The sequence below is a fragment of the Streptomyces sp. NPDC101165 genome (assembly GCF_044768135.1).
Taxonomy (GTDB): domain Bacteria; phylum Actinomycetota; class Actinomycetes; order Streptomycetales; family Streptomycetaceae; genus Streptomyces.
Genome location: NZ_JBIWPG010000004.1, coordinates 62,830 through 81,978 on the forward strand (window position 1 = coordinate 62,830; position 19,149 = coordinate 81,978).

Genomic DNA, 19,149 nt, shown 5'->3' on the forward strand with positions numbered 1-19,149 from the left:
TGATCAGTCCACCGTCACGTAGTCGGGGCCGGAGTAGCGGCCGGTGGCCAGCTTCTGACGCTGCATCAGCAGGTCGTTCAGGAGCGAGGAAGCGCCGAAGCGGAACCAGTGGTTGTCCAGCCAGTCCTCGCCCGCGGTCTCGTTGACCAGGACCAGGAACTTGATGGCGTCCTTGGTGGTGCGGATGCCGCCGGCGGGCTTCACGCCGACCTGGACGCCGGTCTGGGCGCGGAAGTCGCGCACCGCCTCCAGCATCAGCAGGGTGTTGGCGGGGGTCGCGTTCACGGCGACCTTGCCGGTGGACGTCTTGATGAAGTCCGCGCCCGCCAGCATGCCCAGCCAGCTCGCCCGGCGGATGTTGTCGTACGTCGACAGCTCGCCGGTCTCGAAGATGACCTTCAGCCGGGCGCTCGACCCGCAGGCCTCCTTCACGGCGACGATCTCGTCGTACACCTTCAGGTACTTGCCCGCGAGGAACGCGCCGCGGTCGATGACCATGTCGATCTCGTCGGCGCCCGCGGCGACGGCGTCACGGACGTCGGCGAGCTTCACGTCGAGGGCGGCACGGCCGGCCGGGAAGGCGGTGGCCACCGAGGCGACCTTCACGCCGGAGCCGGCGACGGCCTCCTTGGCGACGGCCACCATGTCGGGGTAGACACAGACGGCCGCCGTGGTCGGGGTCGTCCGGTCCGTCGGGTCCGGGTGGACCGCCTTGGCGCCGAGCGCCCGGACCTTGCCCGGGGTGTCCGCGCCTTCCAGCGTCGTCAGGTCGACCATCGAGATGGCGAGGTCGATGGCGTACGCCTTCGCGGTGGTCTTGATGGAACGGGTGCCGAGAGACGCGGCGCGCGCCTCCAGGCCGACCGCGTCGACGCCGGGCAGCCCGTGGAGGAAGCGGCGCAGCGTGCTGTCGGACGCGGCGACGTCAGCGAGAGCGTGTGCTGTGGGTGCAGTGGGCATGGTCACCAGACGAGCATATCTACGCGCGTAGCGGCTGTATAGCCCCGGGTGCTCATTGCCTGGTTGTCGATCACGGATGAGCGCCGGTACGGGGGCGCGTAGCTGCGCCTGCGCCGACGTCGTGCAGAATCGGGACCATGACGACCCCGGACCACCAGTCGGCCACCGCCAAGGACCTGACCTACCGCTCGCCCCTGGCGCTCATGGCCGGCGTGCTGCTGCTCGTGCTGGCCGCCTGGCTGGGCTTCGACGCGCTGGTCCACGGCGCCGGGCGCACCCCCTGGATCGCACTCGCCGTGCTGATCCTGGTCGTCCCGCTGGTGATCGCCTTCACGCTGCGGCCGGCGGTCTTCTCGGGCGAGGACCGGCTGCGGGTCCGCAACCCGTTCCGGTTGATCACCCTGCCCTGGGGCGAGGTCGCCTCCCTGCGCTCCGGCTACACCAACGAGGTCATCGACAACGCCGGCACCAAGTACCAGCTGTGGGCCATCCCCGTGTCGCTGCGCGCCCGCAAGAAGGCGGCGCGCCAGCAGAGCCGGGCGGACGCGGCGGCCAAGGGTGAGGGACGCTCCTCCGGCCCGGGACCCGGCTTCGGCATCTTCGGCGGCTTCGGCGGCCACGACGGCCCGACCCGTGCCGAGACCGACCAGATCATGGACGACCTGCGGACCGCCATGGAGCGGCGCGGGCAGGCCAAGTCGGCGCAGGGCGAGGTGACCGTGCGCTGGGCCTACGAGGTGATCGCGCCCGTGATCGCCGGGGCGGTGCTGCTGGCCGTGCTGCTGGCGATCGGATGAGGGCAGCCGCCGGGGCCTGACCCCCAGCCCGCTCACAGTCGTACGGGTCATCATCGGCTGCCGCTCCGCGCAACCACGTGGACGGCAACCTGCTGTGCCGTTCGTGCGCGAGTCCGCCGTTGGCGGGAGCCCGGGTTGCGCCCGGCGGTGGGCAGCGAGGAGAGCGGCCGGGGACGCCCGCTGTGGCCGCTCGCGGTGGTGCCGGCCGTGGCGTGGGCGGCGGCCATCGTGTTCCTCCCGTAGGCCACTGCTCGGGTACGACGAAGGGGTGCCCCTGGAATCAGGGGCGCCCCTTCGTCGTCGGTGAACGTCGGTGAACGTCGGTGAACTCAGATGCCGGCGGCGGCGGACAGGTCCCGCTTGATGGCCGCGAGCAGGTCGGCCGCGCGGGTGTGCGCGGCCGGGAGGCCGGCGTGGGCCGCGACCGGCACGACGACCTCCAGGTAGCACTTGAGCTTGGGCTCGGTGCCGCTGGGGCGGACGATGACGCGGGCGCCGTCGAGGGTGTAGCGCAGGCCGTCGGTGGGCGGGAGCTTGTCCGTGCCCCGGGTGAGGTCCTCGGCGCGGGTGATGGCCAGGCCCGCCAGCTCGGTCGGGGGCTGCTCGCGCAGGCGGCGCATCGCGTCCGAAATGACGGAGAGGTCCTGGACGCGGACCGACAGCTGGTCGGTGGCGTGCAGGCCGTGCTCCACGGCCAGGTCGTCCAGCAGGTCGAGGAGGCTGCGGCCCTGCTCCTTGAGGACCGAGGCCAGCTCGGTGATCAGAAGCGCGGCGGTGATGCCGTCCTTGTCCCGCACGCCCTCCGGGTCCACGCAGTAGCCGAGGGCCTCCTCGTAGCCGTAGCGCAGGCCGTCCACGCGGGCGATCCACTTGAAGCCGGTGAGGGTCTCCTCGTACGGCAGGCCCGCCTTCTCGGCGATCCGGCCGAGCAGGGAGGAGGAGACGATCGACTCCGCGAAGGTGCCGGTGGCTCCCCGGCACACCAGGTGGGCGGCGAGCAGCGCACCCACCTCGTCGCCGCGCAGCATGCGCCAGTCGGACCCCGCCCTGACGGCCACCGCGCAGCGGTCGGCGTCGGGGTCGTTGGCGATGACCAGGTCCGGGTCGGTCGCGCGGGCCTGCGCGAACGCCAGGTCCATCGCGCCCGGCTCCTCCGGGTTGGGGAAGGCCACCGTCGGGAAGTCCGGGTCCGGGTCGGCCTGCTCGGCGACCAGCACCGGCTCGGGGAAGCCGGCGCGGGCGAACGCGGCCAGCAGGACGTCCTTGCCGACGCCGTGCATCGCCGTGTAGACCGTCCGGGCGGTGCGCGGCGAGCCGGCGGCCAGGACGGCGTCGGTACGGGCCAGATAGGCGTCCAGCACCGAGTCGTCCAGGGTCTCCCAACCGGAGTCCGGGCGGGGGACGTCGTTCAGCGAGGCGATCGCGTCGATCTCGGCGGCGATCTCCGCGTCCGCCGGCGGGACGATCTGGGAGCCGTCGCCGAGGTAGACCTTGTAGCCGTTGTCCCGGGGCGGGTTGTGGCTGGCGGTGACCTCCACGCCCGCGACCGCGCCGAGGTGCCTTGTCGCGAAGGCCAGGACGGGGGTCGGGAGGGGACGGGGGAGGACGGCCGCGCGCAGGCCGGCGCCGGTCATGACGGCGGCGGTGTCCCGGGCGAAGTCGGCGGACTTGTGGCGGGCGTCGTAGCCGATGACGACGAGGCCGCCGCTCTGGCCCTGGTTCTTCAGGTAGGCGGCGAGGCCGGCGGCGGCGCGGATGACCACCGAGCGGTTCATGCGCATCGGGCCGGCGCCGAGCTCGCCCCGCAGGCCGGCCGTGCCGAACTGGAGGGTGCCGCTGAACCGGGCGGAGAGTTCGGTGACGTCCCCGGCCTCGATCAGCTTGGCCAGTTCGTCGCGGGTCTCCGGGTCCGGGTCCTCGGCGAGCCATGCGCTGGCCTCGGCGATGAGATCGTCGTGCACCTTGGGATCAACCTCTCCTGTGTCTGCCTGCCGCCTGGGAGCTCCGCCCCCAGACCCCCGTTCCGCCTGCCGGCCCACCCGAGTCGGTGGGCCGGAGAGCCCGCTTACAGCCTGCCCAGCACCTGCGTCAGCAGCTGTCCCATGCGCGCCGCCGAGTCGCGGCCCGCCTGGAGGACCTCCTCGTGGTTGAGGGGCTCGCCGGTCATGCCCGCCGCGAGGTTGGTGACCAGGGAGATGCCCAGCACCTCGGCGCCCGCCTCACGGGCGGCGATCGCCTCGAGGACCGTGGACATGCCGACCAGGTCGGCGCCGATCACACGGGCCATGCGGATCTCGGCCGGGGTCTCGTAGTGCGGGCCGGGGAACTGCGCGTAGACGCCCTCCTCCAGGGAGGAGTCGATCTCCTTGCACAGGGCGCGCAGACGGGGGGAGTAGAGGTCCGTCAGGTCGACGAAGTTGGCGCCGACGATCGGGGACGTGGCCGTCAGGTTGATGTGGTCGCTGATCAGGACCGGCTGGCCGGGGCGCATGCCCTCGCGCAGGCCGCCGCAGCCGTTGGTGAGGACCACGGTCTTGCAGCCGGCGGCGACGGCCGTGCGGACGCCGTGCGCGACGGCGGCCACGCCGCGGCCCTCGTAGAAGTGCGTGCGGCCCAGGAAGACCAGGGCGCGCTTGTCACCGAAGGAGTACGAGCGGATCTTGCCGCCGTGCCCCTCGACGGCCGGCGGCGGGAAGCCGGGCAGCTCGGTGACCTGGAACTCGGCGTCGGGTGCGCCCAGGGCGTCGACGGCCGGAGCCCAGCCGGAGCCCATCACGAGGGCGACGTCGTGGGTCTCGGCGCCGGTGAGTTCGCGCAGGCGCGCGGCGGCGGCGTCGGCGGCGGCGTAGGGGTCGCCCTGGATGTCGTCCGGAAGGAGAGATGCGTTCACGCCGATGAGGGTAGCCGGTCTTCGCCTACGCGCGTAGATGACAGACCTCACGGGAATGCTTTCGTTGTCTTGTCGTTTCCGACGAAGCGCGGGCGAAGCCGCAGGAAGACCGCTGCCCGGCCGGCCTCAGCAGGGGCGCTTGCGGAGCTCCATCACATAGTCGTGGGGTGCCCCGGCCGACTCGGCCGCGTCCGCGATCTCCCCCAGATACCGCGCCGAGGGCAGGCCGCCCTCGTAGGCGTTGAGCGCGTACGTCCATGCCGACTCCTCGCCGTCCAGGGTGTGCACGCGGACCCGGACCCGGCGGTAGATGCCGAGGCCGACGCCCTCCCAGCGGTCCAGGGACTCCTCGTCCATGGGAGCGATGTCGTACAGGCCGACGAAGACCTGGGCGCCGGGCTCCTCGACGATCGTCGCCAGCGCGCCCTCCCAGCCCAGTTGTTCGCCGCCGAAGGTCAGACGCCAGCCGTTCAGCCAGCCGATGGCGCGCAGCGGGGAGTGCGGGGCGCGGCGTGACATCAGCCGCGCTTCGAGGTTGCCGGCGTACGCGGCATAGAGCGACATGGGGAGAGGGTACGGCAGGAGAAACTCCTGTCTCTTCCGTACCGGAGACAGCCGCCCGTCGCCCCCCGGGGCAGTAGCACCTTGAAGCGTGCGGGACAATGGGGTACGTGACTCGGATCGTGATCATCGGTGGCGGACCCGGCGGATACGAAGCGGCGCTGGTCGCCGCTCAGCTCGGTGCGGAGGTGACCGTCGTCGACTGCGACGGTCTGGGCGGAGCGTCGGTGCTGACCGACTGCGTGCCGTCGAAGACCCTTATCGCTACGGCCGAGGTGATGACCACCTTCGACTCCTCGTACGAGGAGCTGGGGATCATCGTCGCCGACGACACCCCGCCGCTGGAGCAGGCGGCCCGGGTGGTGGGCGTGGACCTGGGGAAGGTCAACCGCCGTGTGAAGCGGCTCGCGCTCGCCCAGTCGCACGACATCACCGCGTCCGTCACGCGCGCCGGCGCCCGGGTCATGCGCGGCCGCGGCCGGCTGGACGGCATGCAAGGCCTCGACGGTTCCCGCAAGGTCGTCGTCAGTGCCGCCGACGGCACCGAGGAGACCCTCACCGCCGACGCCGTCCTCATCGCCACCGGTGGTCACCCGCGCGAGCTGCCCGACGCCCAGCCCGACGGCGAGCGCATCCTCAACTGGACCCAGGTCTACGACCTCACCGAGCTGCCGGAAGAGCTGATCGTGGTCGGCTCCGGTGTGACCGGTGCCGAGTTCGCCGGCGCCTACCAGGCGCTCGGGTCCAAGGTGACCCTGGTGTCCTCGCGCGACCGCGTGCTGCCGGGTGAGGACCCGGACGCCGCCGCCGTCCTGGAGGACGTCTTCCGGCGCCGCGGCATGAACGTCATGGCCCGCTCCCGCGCGCAGTCCGCCAAGCGCGTCGGCGACCGGGTCGAGGTGACGCTGGCCGACGGCCGCGTCATCACCGGCTCGCACTGCCTCATGGCTGTCGGCGCCATCCCGAACAGCGCGGGTCTCGGGCTGGAGGAGGCGGGCGTGAAGTTGCGCGACTCGGGCCACATCTGGACCGACAAGGTTTCGCGTACGACCGCTCCGGGCGTCTACGCGGCCGGTGACGTGACCGGTGTCTTCGCCCTCGCGTCCGTCGCCGCCATGCAGGGACGTATCGCCATGTACCACTTCCTCGGCGACGCGGTGGCCCCGCTGAACCTGAAGACGGTCTCCTCCAACGTCTTCACCGACCCCGAGATCGCCACCGTCGGCTACACCCAGGCGGACGTGGACGCGGGCAAGATCGACGCCCGGGTCGTGAAGCTGCCGCTGCTGCGCAATCCGCGCGCCAAGATGCAGGGCATCCGGGACGGCTTCGTGAAAATCTTCTGCCGGCCGGGCACCGGGATCGTCGTGGGCGGTGTCGTGGTCGCGCCGCGCGCCTCGGAACTGATCCACCCCATCTCGATCGCCGTCGACAACAATCTGACCGTCGAGCAGATCGCGAACGCCTTCACGGTGTACCCCTCCCTTTCGGGGTCGATCGCGGAGGTGGCACGGCAGCTGCACACCCGCAAGGCGGGCATCGAGGCCTGACGGCCGGGGCTCGACTTCCCCCTGGTCACGGGGAGTTGTCGAGCATGCGTGCGGCATAGGCGGGGAGACTAGGCCTTATACCACTCCCCGTCCTGCCGTGCGAACAACTTCTGTTATTCGGCGCAAACTGCTGAAAGCAGACGGTCGTTGGGGTTACTGTCAGTTTCGTGTTCGCTGCAGAACGTCGCCAATTGATCCTCGAAATGGTGCGAGCGAACGGGGCTGTGTCGCTCCGTGAACTCGCCCGCGTCGTCCAGACCTCCGAAGTGACCGTACGGCGGGACGTGCGCGCACTGGAGGCAGAAGGACTCCTCGACCGCCGGCACGGCGGTGCGGTACTGCCGGGCGGGTTCACGCGGGAGTCCGGCTTTCCGCAGAAGTCTCATCTCGCGACCGCCGAGAAGACGGCCATCGCCGATCTCGCCGCGGGACTCGTCGAAGAGGGCGAGGCCATCGTGGTCGGCGCGGGTACGACCACGCAGGAGCTGGCCCGCCGGCTCGCGCGGGTACCCGGGCTGACCGTCGTCACCAACTCACTTCTGGTGGCACAGGCGTTGGCCCACGCCAACCGCGTGGAGGTCGTGATGACCGGCGGCACCCTGCGCGGCTCCAACTACGCCCTCGTCGGCTCCGGAGCGGAGCAGTCCCTGCAGGGGCTGCGGGTGTCGAAGGCGTTCCTCTCGGGGAGCGGCCTGACCGCGGAGCGGGGTCTGTCCACGTCCAACATGCTCTCGGCGTCCGTCGACCGTGCGCTGGTGCAGGCCGCGGCGGAGGTCGTGGTCCTCGCCGACCACACCAAGCTGGGTGCGGACACGATGTTCCAGACGGTGCCGACCGATGTCATCACCCGGCTGGTCACCGACGAGCCGCCCGCGCACGACGATCGCGCCGCCACGGAGTTGCAGGCTCTCGCGGATCAGGGGGTGCAGATCGCTGTCGCGGGGGCGAGCAGCCCTCCGGGGGGTGAGCAGGTCCCGGCGCGGCGTCCGCTGCCGGGACCGCGGCGGGGACAGGGTGGGCTGCGGGGGATGTTGGGGGAGCCGTCGGCAGGGGTCGAGCGGGGGCGCGTCGCTGATTTGCGGCGGCGTTGAGCGCGTAGTCGCCGTGGGGCTTCAGGTCGTGTGGCGGGTGCGGGTTCGTCGTGGCTGGTCGCGCAGTTCCCCGCGCCCCTCGGTTGGCTGCCGCTGAGGCTGGCTGGCTCCCGAAGCTCTGTCTCCTGAAGCCAGGGAAAGGCAACGCCCGGCAGACCGTTCGTCCACCGGGCGTCGCTCAGGCGTCTGACGTCAGTCCTTGATCTCGCAGATCGCGGCGCCGGACGTCACCGAGGCGCCGACCTCGAAGTTGAGGCCCTTGATGGTGCCCGCCTTGTGGGCGTTGAGGGGCTGTTCCATCTTCATGGCCTCCAGGACGACGACCAGGTCGCCTTCCTTGACCTCCTGGCCCTCCTCGACCGCGACCTTCACGATCGTGCCCTGCATCGGGGAGGCGAGAGTGTCGCCGGAGGCCACCGGGCCGGACTTCTTGGCCGCGCGGCGCTTCGGCTTGGCGCCGGCGGCGAGGCCGGTGCGGGCCAGGGACATGCCCAGGGAGGCCGGGAGGGAGACCTCCAGGCGCTTGCCGCCGACCTCGACGACGACCGTCTCGCGGCCCGTCTCCTCCTCGGCCTCGGCCTCGGCAGGGGTCGCGAACGGCTTGATCTCGTTGACGAACTCCGTCTCGATCCAGCGGGTGTGGACCTTGAAGGGCTCGGCGGAGCCGGTCAGCTCCGGGGCGAACGCATGGTCCCGCACGACCGCACGGTGGAACGGGATCGCCGTCGCCATGCCCTCGACCTGGAACTCCTCCAGGGCGCGGGCGGCCCGCTCCAGGGCCTCCTTGCGGGTGCGACCGGTGACGATCAGCTTGGCGAGCAGGGAGTCCCAGGCCGGGCCGATGACCGAGCCGGACTCCACGCCCGCGTCCAGGCGGACGCCGGGGCCGGACGGCGGGGTGAACGTGGTGACCGTGCCGGGAGCCGGCAGGAAGTTGCGGCCCGGGTCCTCGCCGTTGATCCGGAACTCGAACGAGTGTCCGCGCAGGGCGGGATCGTCGTAGCCCAGCTCCTCGCCGTCGGCGATGCGGAACATCTCGCGGACCAGGTCGATGCCGGCGACCTCCTCGGTCACCGGGTGCTCCACCTGGAGGCGGGTGTTCACCTCGAGGAAGGAGATCGTGCCGTCCTGGCCGACCAGGAACTCACAGGTGCCGGCACCCTCGTACGCGGCCTCCTTCAGGATCGCCTTCGAGGCGCGGTACAGCTCGGCGACCTGCTCCTCGGAGAGGAACGGCGCCGGGGCCTCCTCGACCAGCTTCTGGTGGCGACGCTGCAGGGAGCAGTCGCGGGTGGAGACCACGACCACGTTCCCGTGCTTGTCGGCCAGGCACTGGGTCTCGACGTGGCGGGGGCGGTCGAGGTAGCGCTCGACGAAGCACTCGCCACGGCCGAAGGCGGCGACCGCCTCGCGGACCGCCGACTCGTACAGCTCCGGGACCTCTTCGAGGGTGCGGGCGACCTTCAGGCCGCGGCCGCCGCCACCGAAGGCGGCCTTGATGGCGATCGGCAGGCCGTGCTCCTCGGCGAAGGTCACGACCTCCTCGGCACCGCTCACCGGGTCGGGCGTACCGGCCACCAGGGGGGCGCCGGCGCGCTGGGCGATGTGACGGGCGGCGACCTTGTCACCCAGGTCGCGGATGGCCTGCGGCGGCGGGCCGATCCAGATCAGACCGGCGTCCAGGACCGCCTGCGCGAAGTCGGCGTTCTCCGAGAGGAAGCCGTAGCCCGGGTGGACTGCGTCCGCACCGGATTCGCGGGCGGCGTTCAGCACCTTCTCGATGTCCAGATAACTGGTGGCGGGGGTCTCACCACCCAGGGCGAACGCCTCATCCGCGGCGCGGACATGCAGAGCGTCCCGGTCCGGGTCGGCGTAGACGGCCACGCTCGCGATCCCGGCATCCCGGCAGGCCCGGGCAACGCGGACAGCGATTTCGCCACGGTTGGCGATGAGCACCTTGCGCACGATTGAGGCTCCCTCCTTGAAACAAGCCGAGTTTAGGGACTGCCGACACGGCACTTCGACCCGTCCCCAATGGTGAGCTTGCCCACACGGAGCGTGATACGAGGCTCGCTCGACCCGCGAAATCCCTTGTCGCACCTCGGTACGCAGGACTCCTCCGGAAAACCCTAGCCCCGTCATGTGGTCAAGGTCTCTGTGAGAGCGTGCTGCGGCCCACTCTGTTTCTTTGTCGAGTCCCTACGAATGGCCCAATGATTCTTTGCTGGTGACCGAACCCTTGTCCCTGGGTTTACCCGTTAGTAGCGTTCGCGATGACTCGAACGTACTTCAGGTAACAGCAGCTCTGCTCGGGCTGAGGTCGAAGGTGGGTGGGGGCCGGTGGTGCGCAGACCGGTGGCATGGGTCGTAGCGGTCGTCCTGTTGGCCGAGGCGGTGGTGATCGGGGCGCTGAACTGGTTCCTCGGGGTGGTGGTGGACCGGCAGCAGATGTCCCTGGCCGGCCTCGACCCCGACGTCATGTCGAAGTCCTCGAAGATCGGCGGGGTGGCCTTCGGTCTCTACTTCGCTTTGTGCGCTCTGGTGGCCCTGCTCGTGGCGATACGCAACCGCGCGCCCGCGGGTTTCGGGCGTGTCGTGCTGATCAGCGTGGCGGTCGTCCACGGCCTGCTGGGCGCCTTCACCCTGAGCCTGGTGGGCTGGCCGGCCTTCGTGTTCATGGTCGTGATGCTCGGCCTCCTCGTCCTGCTCCTGGTGACGTACGACCGTGAGGACGGGCCGGAGCAGGGTGCCTCCGGCGGCGCCCCGGAGGCGGGCGGCGACCCGAAGGCGGAGGGCGAGCCGGCCGGGGCCCCGGGTGTCGTGGGCGAGTCGCACAGCCGGACGGACGAGCCCCAGGACGGGGACGAAGAACCGCAGGACTCCGTCCCCGCCCAGATCACTCAGCCGGTGCCCACAACTCTGTGATGCCGATGCCCAGTTCGGCCAGCAGCCGCCGTACGAGGGGCAGGCTGATGCCGATCACGTTGCCGTGGTCGCCGTTGATGCCCTCGATGAACGGCGCCGAGAGGCCGTCCAGGGTGAACGCTCCGGCGACGTAGAGCGGTTCGCCCGAGGCCACGTACGCGGCGATCTCCTCGTCCGAGGGCTCGCCGAAGTGGACGACGGTGGAGGCGAGCCCCGCGACGTACCGCTTGGCCGTCGTGTCCCAGATGCAGTGCCCCGTCTGGAGGGTCCCGGCCCGCCCGCGCATCGCCTTCCAGCGGGCGGTGGCCTCCTCGGCGTCGGCCGGCTTGCCGAGGGCCTGCCCGTCCAGCTCCAGCACCGAGTCGCAGCCGATCACCAGGGCGCCCTGCACCTCCGGCTTCGCCGCCACGACCGAGGCCTTGGCCTCGGCGAGAGCGAGCGCCAGCTCGGCCGGGGTCGGTGCGCTGACGGCGTCCTCGTCGACGCCGCTCACGATCACCTCGGGGGCGAGGCCGGCCTGGCGGAGCAGACCCAGGCGGGCGGGGGACTGGGAGGCGAGCACGAGGCGTCTGCGCGGCTTTGCAGTCATGCGGTCAGGTTAGCGGGGCCGCTGCGCTACCTCAGGCCGAGCACGATCATGCCGAGGAACATGGCCAGGGCCATGACGAAGCCGAGCCGCCGGAGCATCTCCTGCGTGTCGCGGAGTTCCTCTGGCGGCTCGTTCTCGGGGTCTGACCACAGCATGCCACCAGCGTGGGGCTTGGCCGGGGAAGGGTGCCTGAGTACAGGTACTCAAGTTGTGGCCCGGAATTGCAATGCGCTGTTCAGGCCCTGTTCACCTGCGGGTGCGTAGGGGCTGGTCGCGCCCGGGGAGCGGAGCCGCATGTCGATGCAGCCCCGCGCCCCTGGGGGTGCCCCTCAGCTCGGCCAGTAGGTGCGGGTCCAAGATGCCTGGCCGGGCTGCGGGACTCGCTGTGTTGCGATGCGGGCAGGGTCCGACCAGGAGTCCCGCGGGCCCGGTGCGCCGGGCGGCGTTGCTGCTGCCGCCGCGGCGCGGGCGCGGACCACCGCCAAAGCGGCGGCCAGCTCCTCCGGGGTGGGGTTGCCTCGTACGACCTTGATGTTCATGACCGCTCCAAGGGTCCGCGGGGCCTAGAGGGGGATGTTGCCGTGCTTCTTCGGAGGCAGGGATTCCCGCTTGGTGCGCAGCTGACGCAGGCCGCGGACGATGTGGCCGCGGGTCTCCGACGGCATGATCACCGCGTCGATGTAGCCGCGCTCGGCCGCGACGTAGGGGTTGAGGAGGGCGTCCTCGTACTCCTGGATCAGGCGTGCGCGGACCGCCTCCAGGTCCTCCCCGTTCGCCTCCGCCTCCGCGATCGTGCGGCGGTGCAGGATGTTGACCGCGCCCTGGGCGCCCATGACGGCGATCTGGGCGGTCGGCCAGGCGAGGTTGAGGTCGGCGCCCAGGTGCTTGGAGCCCATGACGTCGTACGCGCCGCCGAAGGCCTTGCGGGTGATGACCGTGATGAGCGGGACGGTCGCCTCCGCGTAGGCGTAGATCAGCTTCGCGCCGCGGCGGATGATGCCCGTGTGCTCCTGGTCGACGCCCGGGAGGAAGCCCGGCACGTCCACGAAGGTGAGCACCGGGAGGTTGAAGGCGTCGCAGGTGCGTACGAAGCGCGCCGCCTTCTCGCTGGCGTCGATGTCGAGGCAGCCGGCGAACTGCATCGGCTGGTTCGCGACGATGCCCACCGGGTGGCCCTCGACCCGGCCGAAGCCGGTGACGATGTTCGGTGCGAACAACGCCTGCGACTCGAAGAACTCGGCGTCGTCCAGGACGTGCTCGACCACCGTGCGGATGTCGTACGGCTGGTTCGCGCTGTCCGGGACCAGGGTGTCCAGCTCCAGGTCCTCCGCGGTGACGGTGAGGTCCGCCTCCTCCGGGAAGACCGGGGGCTCGCTGAGGTTGTTGGACGGCAGGTACGACAGCAGCTGCTTGACGTACTCGATGGCGTCCTTCTCGTCGCCGGCCATGTGGTGGGCCACACCGGACGTCGAGTTGTGGGTGCGGGCGCCGCCCAGCTCCTCGAAGCCGACGTCCTCGCCGGTGACCGTCTTGATGACGTCCGGGCCCGTGATGAACATGTGGGACGTCTGGTCGACCATCACCGTGAAGTCGGTGATCGCGGGCGAGTAGACCGCGCCGCCGGCGCACGGGCCGACGACCAGGCTGATCTGCGGGATCACGCCGGACGCGTGGGTGTTGCGGCGGAAGATCTCGCCGTACGCGCCGAGGGAGGCGACTCCCTCCTGGATGCGGGCGCCGCCGGAGTCGTTGATGCCGATGACCGGGCAGCCGGTCTTCAGCGCGAAGTCCATGACCTTGACGATCTTCTGGCCGTAGACCTCGCCGAGCGCGCCGCCGAAGACCGTGAAGTCCTGCGAGAACACCGCTACGGGGCGGCCGTCGACCGTGCCGTAGCCCGTGACGACGCCGTCGCCGTACGGGCGGTTCTTCTCCAGCCCGAAGTTGCTGGAGCGGTGGCGGGCGAACTCGTCCAGCTCGACGAAGGAACCCTCGTCGAGCAGCAGCTCGATGCGCTCACGCGCCGTCAGCTTGCCCTTGGCGTGCTGCTTTTCGACGGCGCGCTCCGAGCCGGCGTGCGTCGCCTCATGGATACGGCGCTGCAGATCCGCGAGCTTGCCCGCGGTCGTGTGAATGTCGATCTCTTCCGCCTCGGACATCGGGATCGCGGCTCCCTGCCTGCTCAAAAGGGGGGACGGTTACTCATCCGTAGCGTAGTGGCGTGCCTTCGTGTCGGCAGTGCGGCGTTTCCCACACCTAGGGTGACTTGCATGACGCCGCACAATGCATCAGACGACAGCCGTTGGTCCGACCTGGACCGCCCGCCCCTGAACGCCGCCGCGCTGCGCCGGGCCCTGGTGCGGGAGGGTGGTCTGTGGTCGGAGCTGGACGTGGTCCAGCGCACCGGCTCCACCAACTCCGACCTCGTGGCCCGGGCCGTCGCGGGCAAGGCGGGGGAGGGCGCGGTCCTGGTCGCCGAGGAGCAGATCTCCGGTCGGGGGCGGCTGGAGCGGGAGTGGACCGCGCCTGCCCGGTCGGGGCTTTTCTTCTCCGTTCTGCTCAACCCTGTCGAGGTGCCGGTGGCTCGGTGGGGGTGGCTGCCGCTGCTCACCGGGGTGGCGGTGGCGACCGGTCTGTCCCGGGCCGCCGGTGTGGACACGGCACTCAAATGGCCCAACGACGTGCTGGTGACCGTGGGTGACGAGGAGCGCAAGACGGGGGGCATCCTGGCGGAGCGGGCCGGGGACGACGGGGTCGTGGTCGGCGTCGGGATCAACGTCACCCTTCGTGCCGAGGAGCTGCCTGTGCCGCAGGCGGGGTCGCTGGCGTTGGCCGGGGCGGTGAGCACGGACCGGGATCCGCTGCTGCGGGCCGTGCTGCGGTCGCTGGAGGAGTGGTACGGGCGGTGGCGGGCGGCCGGGGGTGATCCGGGGGCCAGCGGGCTCCAGGAGACCTATGCGGCGGGGTGCGCGACGCTCGGGCGGGTGGTGCGGGCCGAGCTGCCGGGGGATCGGGCGCTGGTGGGGGAAGCGGTCGCCGTCGATGGGGACGGGCGGCTCGTCATCGCTACGGAGCGTGGTGTGCAGGAGCCTGTGGGGGCGGGGGACATCGTGCATCTGCGGCCTGCGTGAGGCTGCCTGCGGCGCCTTTGCGGGCTCGGGTGGGTGCCTCTTGCGGTGCCTGTCCGGGCTTGGGGGTGCCGCTGTGGTTCGTGGGTGGGGTGCCTGCGGTGCCTGTGCGGGTTTGGTGGGGGTGCGCCTGCGGGGGCCTGCGGTGCCTGTGCGGGTTCGGTCGGGGTGCGCCTGCGGGTGCCTGCGGTGCCTGTGCGGGTTTGGTGGGGGTGCCGCTGCGGGTGCCTGCGGCGCCTGTGCCGGTTCGGTGGGGGTGCGCATGGCGCCCCTGGTGGGGTGTGGGTCGGGGCCGCGCCGGGGCGTGTCCGTCCTCGGAACGGCGCGGAATCGGTTGGCGACAGAAGTGCCGGTGTTGACGCGCCAACCGCTGCGGGCGGACACCGCCCGGCACGTCCCCTTCCCGCCGTGGGCGGCTGCGGCGCCATTCGGCCGACGGCGCGGCAGTTCCCCCAGCGACGCCGGTCAGCGCACCCGGCACCGGGGAGCGAGCCGTCGGCTGAACCCTACGGAGTGAGCTGGCGCACACCTGCCGTAGAGTTGAGGCCGGTCGATACCTGACCGTGGCAGATCGGAAGGGCAGCAGGCGTGACCGTCGACGACACGGGCTCCGGCGCGGACGCGGACGGCCGGGTGGACCCCTACGCCGCCGACTCCGGCGAGGATCCGCTTGCCCTGCGTCTCGAGCAGCTCATTCTGGGGGCCGAGCGGCGCTACACCCCTTTTCAGGCGGCCCGCAGCGCCGGTGTCTCCATGGAGCTGGCGTCGCGGTTCTGGCGGGCCATGGGGTTCGCGGACATCGGGCAGGCCAAGGCGCTCACCGAGGCCGACGTGCTGGCCCTGCGGCGGCTCGCCGGTCTGGTGGAGGCGGGGCTGCTGAGTGAGGCCATGGCCGTCCAGGTCGCGCGGTCGACCGGGCAGACCACCGCCCGTTTGGCGGAGTGGCAGATCGATTCCTTCCTGGAGGGGCTGACCGAGCCCCCCGAGCCGGGCATGACCCGCACCGAGGTGACGTACCCGATCGTCGAGCTGCTCCTGCCCGAGCTGGAGGAGTTCCTGGTCTATGTGTGGCGCCGCCAGCTCGCCGCCTCCGCGGGCCGCGTTGTGCAGACCGGCGACGACGAGGAGATGGTCGACCGGCGGCTGGCCGTCGGCTTCGCCGACCTCGTCGGGTTCACCCGGCTGACCCGGCGGATGGAGGAGGAGGAGCTGGGCGAGCTGGTCGAGGCCTTCGAGACCACGGCCGCCGACCTGGTCGCCGCGCGGGGCGGGCGGCTCATCAAGACCCTCGGTGACGAGGTGCTGTACGCCGCCGACGACGCGGGTGTCGCCGCGGACATCGCCCTGCGGCTGGTCGAGACGATGGCCAACGACGAGACGATGCCCGAGCTGCGGGTGGGGATGGCGTTCGGCACGGTGACCACCCGGATGGGGGATGTCTTCGGTACGACCGTCAACCTGGCGTCGAGGCTGACCTCGATAGCGCCGCGTGACGCCGTCCTCGTCGACAGTGCCTTTGCCGAGGAGCTGATCCGTACCGCTGAGGCGCCCGCCTCCGAGGCCGAGGCGGCCGAAGCCGCTGCCGCCGCCGAGAAGGAGGGCGAGGAGCCGCCCAAGTACCGCTTCGGGCTCCAGCCGATGTGGCAGCGGCCGGTTCGCGGGCTCGGTGTCGTCGAGCCCTGGCTGCTCAATCGCCGCGACGGTCAGTCCTGAGGAACCGGGTTCTGCCGGGCGCTCGGCAGGTCCACGCACAGGGCGATCACCGGTACGCACACCCCGCCCTGTTCCGGTGCGGGTGTCTGTGTGGTCCGGCTGGGCGTCGGTGTGGGGGTTCGGGTGGGCGTGGGCGTCGTCGGCGTCGTGGATGACGGGCGGGGGGCCGTCGTCCTCGGGGCGCTCGTCGGGATCGTGGTCGGGATGCCGGTGCTGTCGGGGGGCGTCGTGGGTGTCGCCCGCGGAGCGGCCGTGGCGGTGGCTGGGGTCATGGGGGCCGCGCTGAACCCGCCCATGACCGATGTCGCCGAGGGCAGCGCGGTGGGGGTGGTGTCGTTCGCCGGGTCGGATGCGTGGTCGGTGGTGCCGTCCGGGTCCAGGCGGGGCTCTGCCTCCGCAGTGCCCGGTGCGCCCACCCCGGAGTCCGGGGCCACCCGGACGAGGCTGAGGACTCCGGCGGCCAGGGCCAGGCCGCCCGCGGCCAGCAGCACCTTGCGGGGGCGGGGCTTGCGGTGGCGGCCGCGGCGGACGAGGGGCAGGACGGGGAGCGTCGTCCCCGTCGGCTTTCTCTCGGCCGTGCCGGGCTGTGCAGGTATCGGTGTCATCAGGTTCCTCCCCGCCGCGCGCCCCGGGTGCGCCGGGGCGGAGCGCACGCTATGCGCTCTTGTGGGCGGTGTGGGGTGAGACGGCCGGGATGTCACTCGAACGGGCGTAGAACAGCGGGCGGGGGCGGCTCTTTCCCGGGGCGGGGTACGGCTGCGATGATCGGTCCGACAGTGAGTTAACCCGCGTTAACCGGAGGGTGTCATGAGCGAGGAGCGGTTCGGGGAGTTCGTGCTGGTGCGGCGGCACGGGCATGTGGCCGAGCTGGTGCTGGACCGGCCCAAGGCCATGAACGCCGTCTCGACGGAGATGGCCCGTTCCATCGCGGCCGCGTGTACGGCGCTCGGTGCCGACCGGGACGCGCGGGTGGTCGTCCTGACCTCGTCCCATGAGCGGGCGTTCTGTGTGGGGGCCGACCTGAAGGAGCGGAACTCGTTCAGTGACGCGGATCTGGTGCGGCAGCGGCCGGTGGCGCGCGGGGCGTACACCGGGGTGCTGGAGCTGCCCATGCCGACGATCGCCGCCGTGCATGGCTTCGCCCTGGGCGGCGGTTTCGAACTGGCCCTGTCCTGCGACCTGATCGTGGCGGACCGTACGGCGGTGGTGGGGCTGCCGGAGGTGTCCGTGGGAGTGATTCCGGGGGGTGGCGGTACGCAGCTGCTGCCGCGGCGCGTCGGGGCGGCCCGGGCGGCCGAGCTGATCTTCTCGGCGCGGCGGTTGGAGGCGGCCGAGGCTGCCGGGCTGGGGCTGGTGGACCAGTTGGTGGAGGAGGGGCGGGACCGCGAGGAGGCGCTGGCGCTGGGGGCGCGGATCGCCGGCAACTCGCCGGTGGGGCTGCGGGCGGCCAAGCGGGCGCTGCGGCTCGGGCACGGGCTGGATCTGCGGGCCGGCCTGGAGGTCGAGGACGCGGCGTGGCGGTCGGTGGCGTTCTCGGGGGACCGGGCGGAGGGCGTTGCCGCGTTCAACGAGAAGCGGAAGCCGGAGTGGCCCGGGGAGTGAGTCGGGGAGTGGGGCGGGGGATCGGGTCCCGGGTGTGTTCCTGGGGCCACCTGATCGCCACGCTTCTATCCCCATTTGCTCTGTTTCATCCCTAACCTGGGGTGATGGGTGAGGACAAGCGGCTCGCCACCGTGGTGGCGCTGGCTCAGGGGATGGCGGCGGCGCACACCCCGCGGGAGTCGTGGCGGGCCGCCGCGCTCGGTGCGTGCCGGGCACTGGACGGGAGCTTCGCCGCGCTGTCGGTGTGGGAGCGGGAGCTGGGGCGGCTGCGGGTTCTGGTGAACGTGGGGGAGCGCCGTCCGGACGAGGAGGAGTTCCCGGAGGGCGAGGCCTATCCGGTGCACCAGTTCCCGGAGATCACCGAGTTCCTGCACGAGCGCTGGGCGGGCGGTGGTGAGCCGAACGCCTGGGTGGAGACCGCCGAGGGCACGGCGGCCGGCACCCCCGGCTACCACCACCACCGTGTCGCCGCCCTGCGCCGCAGGGGCCGCGGCTGCTGCCTGGTCGCCCCCGTCGTGCTGCACGGCAGGGCCTGGGGCGAGCTGTATGTCGCCCGCGCGGCCGGCGAGCCCGTGTTCGGGCGGGCGGACGCCGACTTCGCCACGGTCCTGGCCGCCGTCGTCGCCGCGGGCATCGCACAGACCGAGCGGCTGGAGGAGGCCCGCCGGCTGGCGTTCACCGACGCCCTCACCGGCCTCGCCAACCGCCGTGCCGTGGACGTGAGTCTGGAGGAGGCCGTCGAGCGGCATCGCGCGGAGGGGGTCGTCGTCAGTCTCGTCGTCTGCGATCTCAATGGGCTCAAGAGGGTCAACGACAGTCTTGGGCATGCGGTGGGGGACCGGCTGCTGGAGCGGTTCGGCTCGGTGCTGTCGTTGTGCGGGGCGATGGTGCCGGGTGCGCTCGCGGCGCGGCTCGGTGGGGACGAGTTCTGTCTGCTGGCGGTGGGGCCGGCTGCCGATGACGTGGTCAAGGCCGCGGACGAACTGTGCCGCAGGGCCGCCGAGTTGGAGCTGGGGGAGGGGGTGGCGTGCGGGGTCGCCTCGACCGAGGAGGCCATCGGGCCGGTGCGCTCGGCCCGGCGGCTGTTCCGGCTGGCCGACGCCGCCCAGTACCGGGCCAAGGCCATGCGTGCGGACCGGCCGGTGGTGGCGGGCCGGGAGGGGCCGGACGACCCCGTCGTGCGTCTCGCCGACGAGCCGTCGCCCGAGCGGGGCGAGCGCGGAGAGCGGCGACGCTTCCGTGGGCGCCGGCCGCCCGGGGGTGGCCGTGAGGTGAAGCACACGGATCGGTAAGGGTCACTCCTGTTCCCCACTAGTGACATCAACGCATTCAATGCGTACGCT

18 protein-coding genes are annotated in these 19,149 nt (G+C 71.7%); 8 read left to right on the plus strand and 10 right to left on the minus strand.

From position 1 onward, the window contains the following. Window positions 1–3 precede the first annotated feature (3 nt). The gene (gene deoC, locus ACIRVH_RS09425; protein ID WP_403950964.1) at window positions 4–960 is read right to left on the minus strand and encodes a deoxyribose-phosphate aldolase; all 957 of its coding nucleotides are present in this window, start codon (window positions 958–960) and stop codon (window positions 4–6) included. A 137-nt stretch (window positions 961–1,097) separates the two neighbouring features. Here deoC and ACIRVH_RS09430 point away from each other — a divergent pair, with 137 nt between their 5' ends. Continuing rightward, a complete protein-coding gene (locus ACIRVH_RS09430) occupies window positions 1,098–1,757 on the plus strand; it encodes a PH domain-containing protein (protein ID WP_403950100.1) in 660 nt (219 codons plus the stop codon). Window positions 1,758–2,086: 329 nt separating this feature from the next. Here the strand turns inward: ACIRVH_RS09430 and ACIRVH_RS09435 are convergent, their stop codons facing one another. The 3 genes from ACIRVH_RS09435 to ACIRVH_RS09445 form a co-directional block, all read right to left on the minus strand. Beyond that, complete coding sequence (locus tag ACIRVH_RS09435) at window positions 2,087–3,718, minus strand: phospho-sugar mutase (protein ID WP_403950102.1); 1,632 nt, start codon at window positions 3,716–3,718, stop codon at window positions 2,087–2,089. A 104-nt stretch (window positions 3,719–3,822) separates the two neighbouring features. Beyond that, window positions 3,823–4,647 carry a purine-nucleoside phosphorylase gene (locus ACIRVH_RS09440; RefSeq protein WP_403950105.1) on the minus strand — a complete coding sequence of 275 codons (825 nt, stop codon included), beginning with the start codon at window positions 4,645–4,647 and terminating at the stop codon, window positions 3,823–3,825. Between the two features lie 126 nt (window positions 4,648–4,773). Further along, window positions 4,774–5,211 (minus strand): gamma-glutamylcyclotransferase, encoded by a 438-nt coding sequence (locus ACIRVH_RS09445; protein WP_389186485.1) that lies wholly within the window; start codon window positions 5,209–5,211, stop codon window positions 4,774–4,776. Between the two features lie 98 nt (window positions 5,212–5,309). Here ACIRVH_RS09445 and ACIRVH_RS09450 point away from each other — a divergent pair, with 98 nt between their 5' ends. Then, complete coding sequence (locus ACIRVH_RS09450) at window positions 5,310–6,758, plus strand: NAD(P)H-quinone dehydrogenase (RefSeq protein ID WP_403950108.1); 1,449 nt, start codon at window positions 5,310–5,312, stop codon at window positions 6,756–6,758. A gap of 167 nt (window positions 6,759–6,925) precedes the next feature. Continuing rightward, window positions 6,926–7,849 (plus strand): DeoR/GlpR family DNA-binding transcription regulator, encoded by a 924-nt coding sequence (locus ACIRVH_RS09455; protein ID WP_403950111.1) that lies wholly within the window; start codon window positions 6,926–6,928, stop codon window positions 7,847–7,849. 192 nt (window positions 7,850–8,041) lie between these two features. Here ACIRVH_RS09455 and ACIRVH_RS09460 read toward each other — a convergent pair whose 3' ends face one another. Next, on the minus strand, window positions 8,042–9,814 hold the full coding sequence (locus ACIRVH_RS09460; RefSeq protein ID WP_403950114.1) for an acetyl/propionyl/methylcrotonyl-CoA carboxylase subunit alpha: 1,773 nt from the start codon (window positions 9,812–9,814) through the stop codon (window positions 8,042–8,044). Window positions 9,815–10,189: 375 nt separating this feature from the next. Between ACIRVH_RS09460 and ACIRVH_RS09465 the strand changes: the two genes are divergently transcribed. Beyond that, window positions 10,190–10,774 carry a hypothetical protein gene (locus ACIRVH_RS09465; protein ID WP_403950117.1) on the plus strand — a complete coding sequence of 195 codons (585 nt, stop codon included), beginning with the start codon at window positions 10,190–10,192 and terminating at the stop codon, window positions 10,772–10,774. Here ACIRVH_RS09465 and ACIRVH_RS09470 read toward each other — a convergent pair. The 4 genes from ACIRVH_RS09470 to ACIRVH_RS09485 form a co-directional block, all read right to left on the minus strand. Further along, complete coding sequence (locus tag ACIRVH_RS09470) at window positions 10,746–11,363, minus strand: Maf family protein (protein WP_403950120.1); 618 nt, start codon at window positions 11,361–11,363, stop codon at window positions 10,746–10,748. The genes ACIRVH_RS09465 and ACIRVH_RS09470 overlap by 29 nt on opposite strands. Before the next feature lie 26 nt (window positions 11,364–11,389). Continuing rightward, on the minus strand, window positions 11,390–11,518 hold the full coding sequence (gene mmpB / locus ACIRVH_RS09475; RefSeq protein ID WP_403950123.1) for a morphogenic membrane protein MmpB: 129 nt from the start codon (window positions 11,516–11,518) through the stop codon (window positions 11,390–11,392). 174 nt (window positions 11,519–11,692) lie between these two features. Beyond that, window positions 11,693–11,902: an acyl-CoA carboxylase epsilon subunit gene (locus ACIRVH_RS09480; RefSeq protein ID WP_403950126.1), complete on the minus strand. Its 210-nt coding sequence runs from the start codon at window positions 11,900–11,902 to the stop codon at window positions 11,693–11,695. 24 nt (window positions 11,903–11,926) lie between these two features. Then, window positions 11,927–13,522: an acyl-CoA carboxylase subunit beta gene (locus ACIRVH_RS09485; protein WP_403950129.1), complete on the minus strand. Its 1,596-nt coding sequence runs from the start codon at window positions 13,520–13,522 to the stop codon at window positions 11,927–11,929. 111 nt (window positions 13,523–13,633) lie between these two features. On the opposite strand from ACIRVH_RS09485, the gene ACIRVH_RS09490 reads away from it, so the two are divergent. Together ACIRVH_RS09490 and ACIRVH_RS09495 are read left to right on the plus strand one after the other, a co-directional pair. Then, on the plus strand, window positions 13,634–14,494 hold the full coding sequence (locus ACIRVH_RS09490; RefSeq protein ID WP_403950131.1) for a biotin--[acetyl-CoA-carboxylase] ligase: 861 nt from the start codon (window positions 13,634–13,636) through the stop codon (window positions 14,492–14,494). Between the two features lie 585 nt (window positions 14,495–15,079). Then, the gene (locus ACIRVH_RS09495; RefSeq protein ID WP_403950133.1) at window positions 15,080–16,204 is read left to right on the plus strand and encodes an adenylate/guanylate cyclase domain-containing protein; all 1,125 of its coding nucleotides are present in this window, start codon (window positions 15,080–15,082) and stop codon (window positions 16,202–16,204) included. On the opposite strand, the gene ACIRVH_RS09500 is transcribed toward ACIRVH_RS09495, so the two are convergent. Then, window positions 16,195–16,809 carry a hypothetical protein gene (locus ACIRVH_RS09500; protein WP_403950136.1) on the minus strand — a complete coding sequence of 205 codons (615 nt, stop codon included), beginning with the start codon at window positions 16,807–16,809 and terminating at the stop codon, window positions 16,195–16,197. The two genes, ACIRVH_RS09495 and ACIRVH_RS09500, sit on opposite strands and share 10 nt — an antisense overlap. Before the next feature lie 202 nt (window positions 16,810–17,011). Between ACIRVH_RS09500 and ACIRVH_RS09505 the strand changes: the two genes are divergently transcribed. Both ACIRVH_RS09505 and ACIRVH_RS09510 read left to right on the plus strand, forming a co-directional pair. Next, window positions 17,012–17,806, plus strand: a complete 795-nt coding sequence (locus tag ACIRVH_RS09505) for an enoyl-CoA hydratase/isomerase family protein (protein WP_403950139.1) — start codon at window positions 17,012–17,014, stop codon at window positions 17,804–17,806. 104 nt (window positions 17,807–17,910) lie between these two features. Continuing rightward, window positions 17,911–19,098, plus strand: coding sequence for a diguanylate cyclase domain-containing protein (locus ACIRVH_RS09510; protein WP_403950141.1), 1,188 nt, complete (start codon window positions 17,911–17,913; stop codon window positions 19,096–19,098). The last annotated feature ends 51 nt before the right edge of the window (window positions 19,099–19,149 follow it).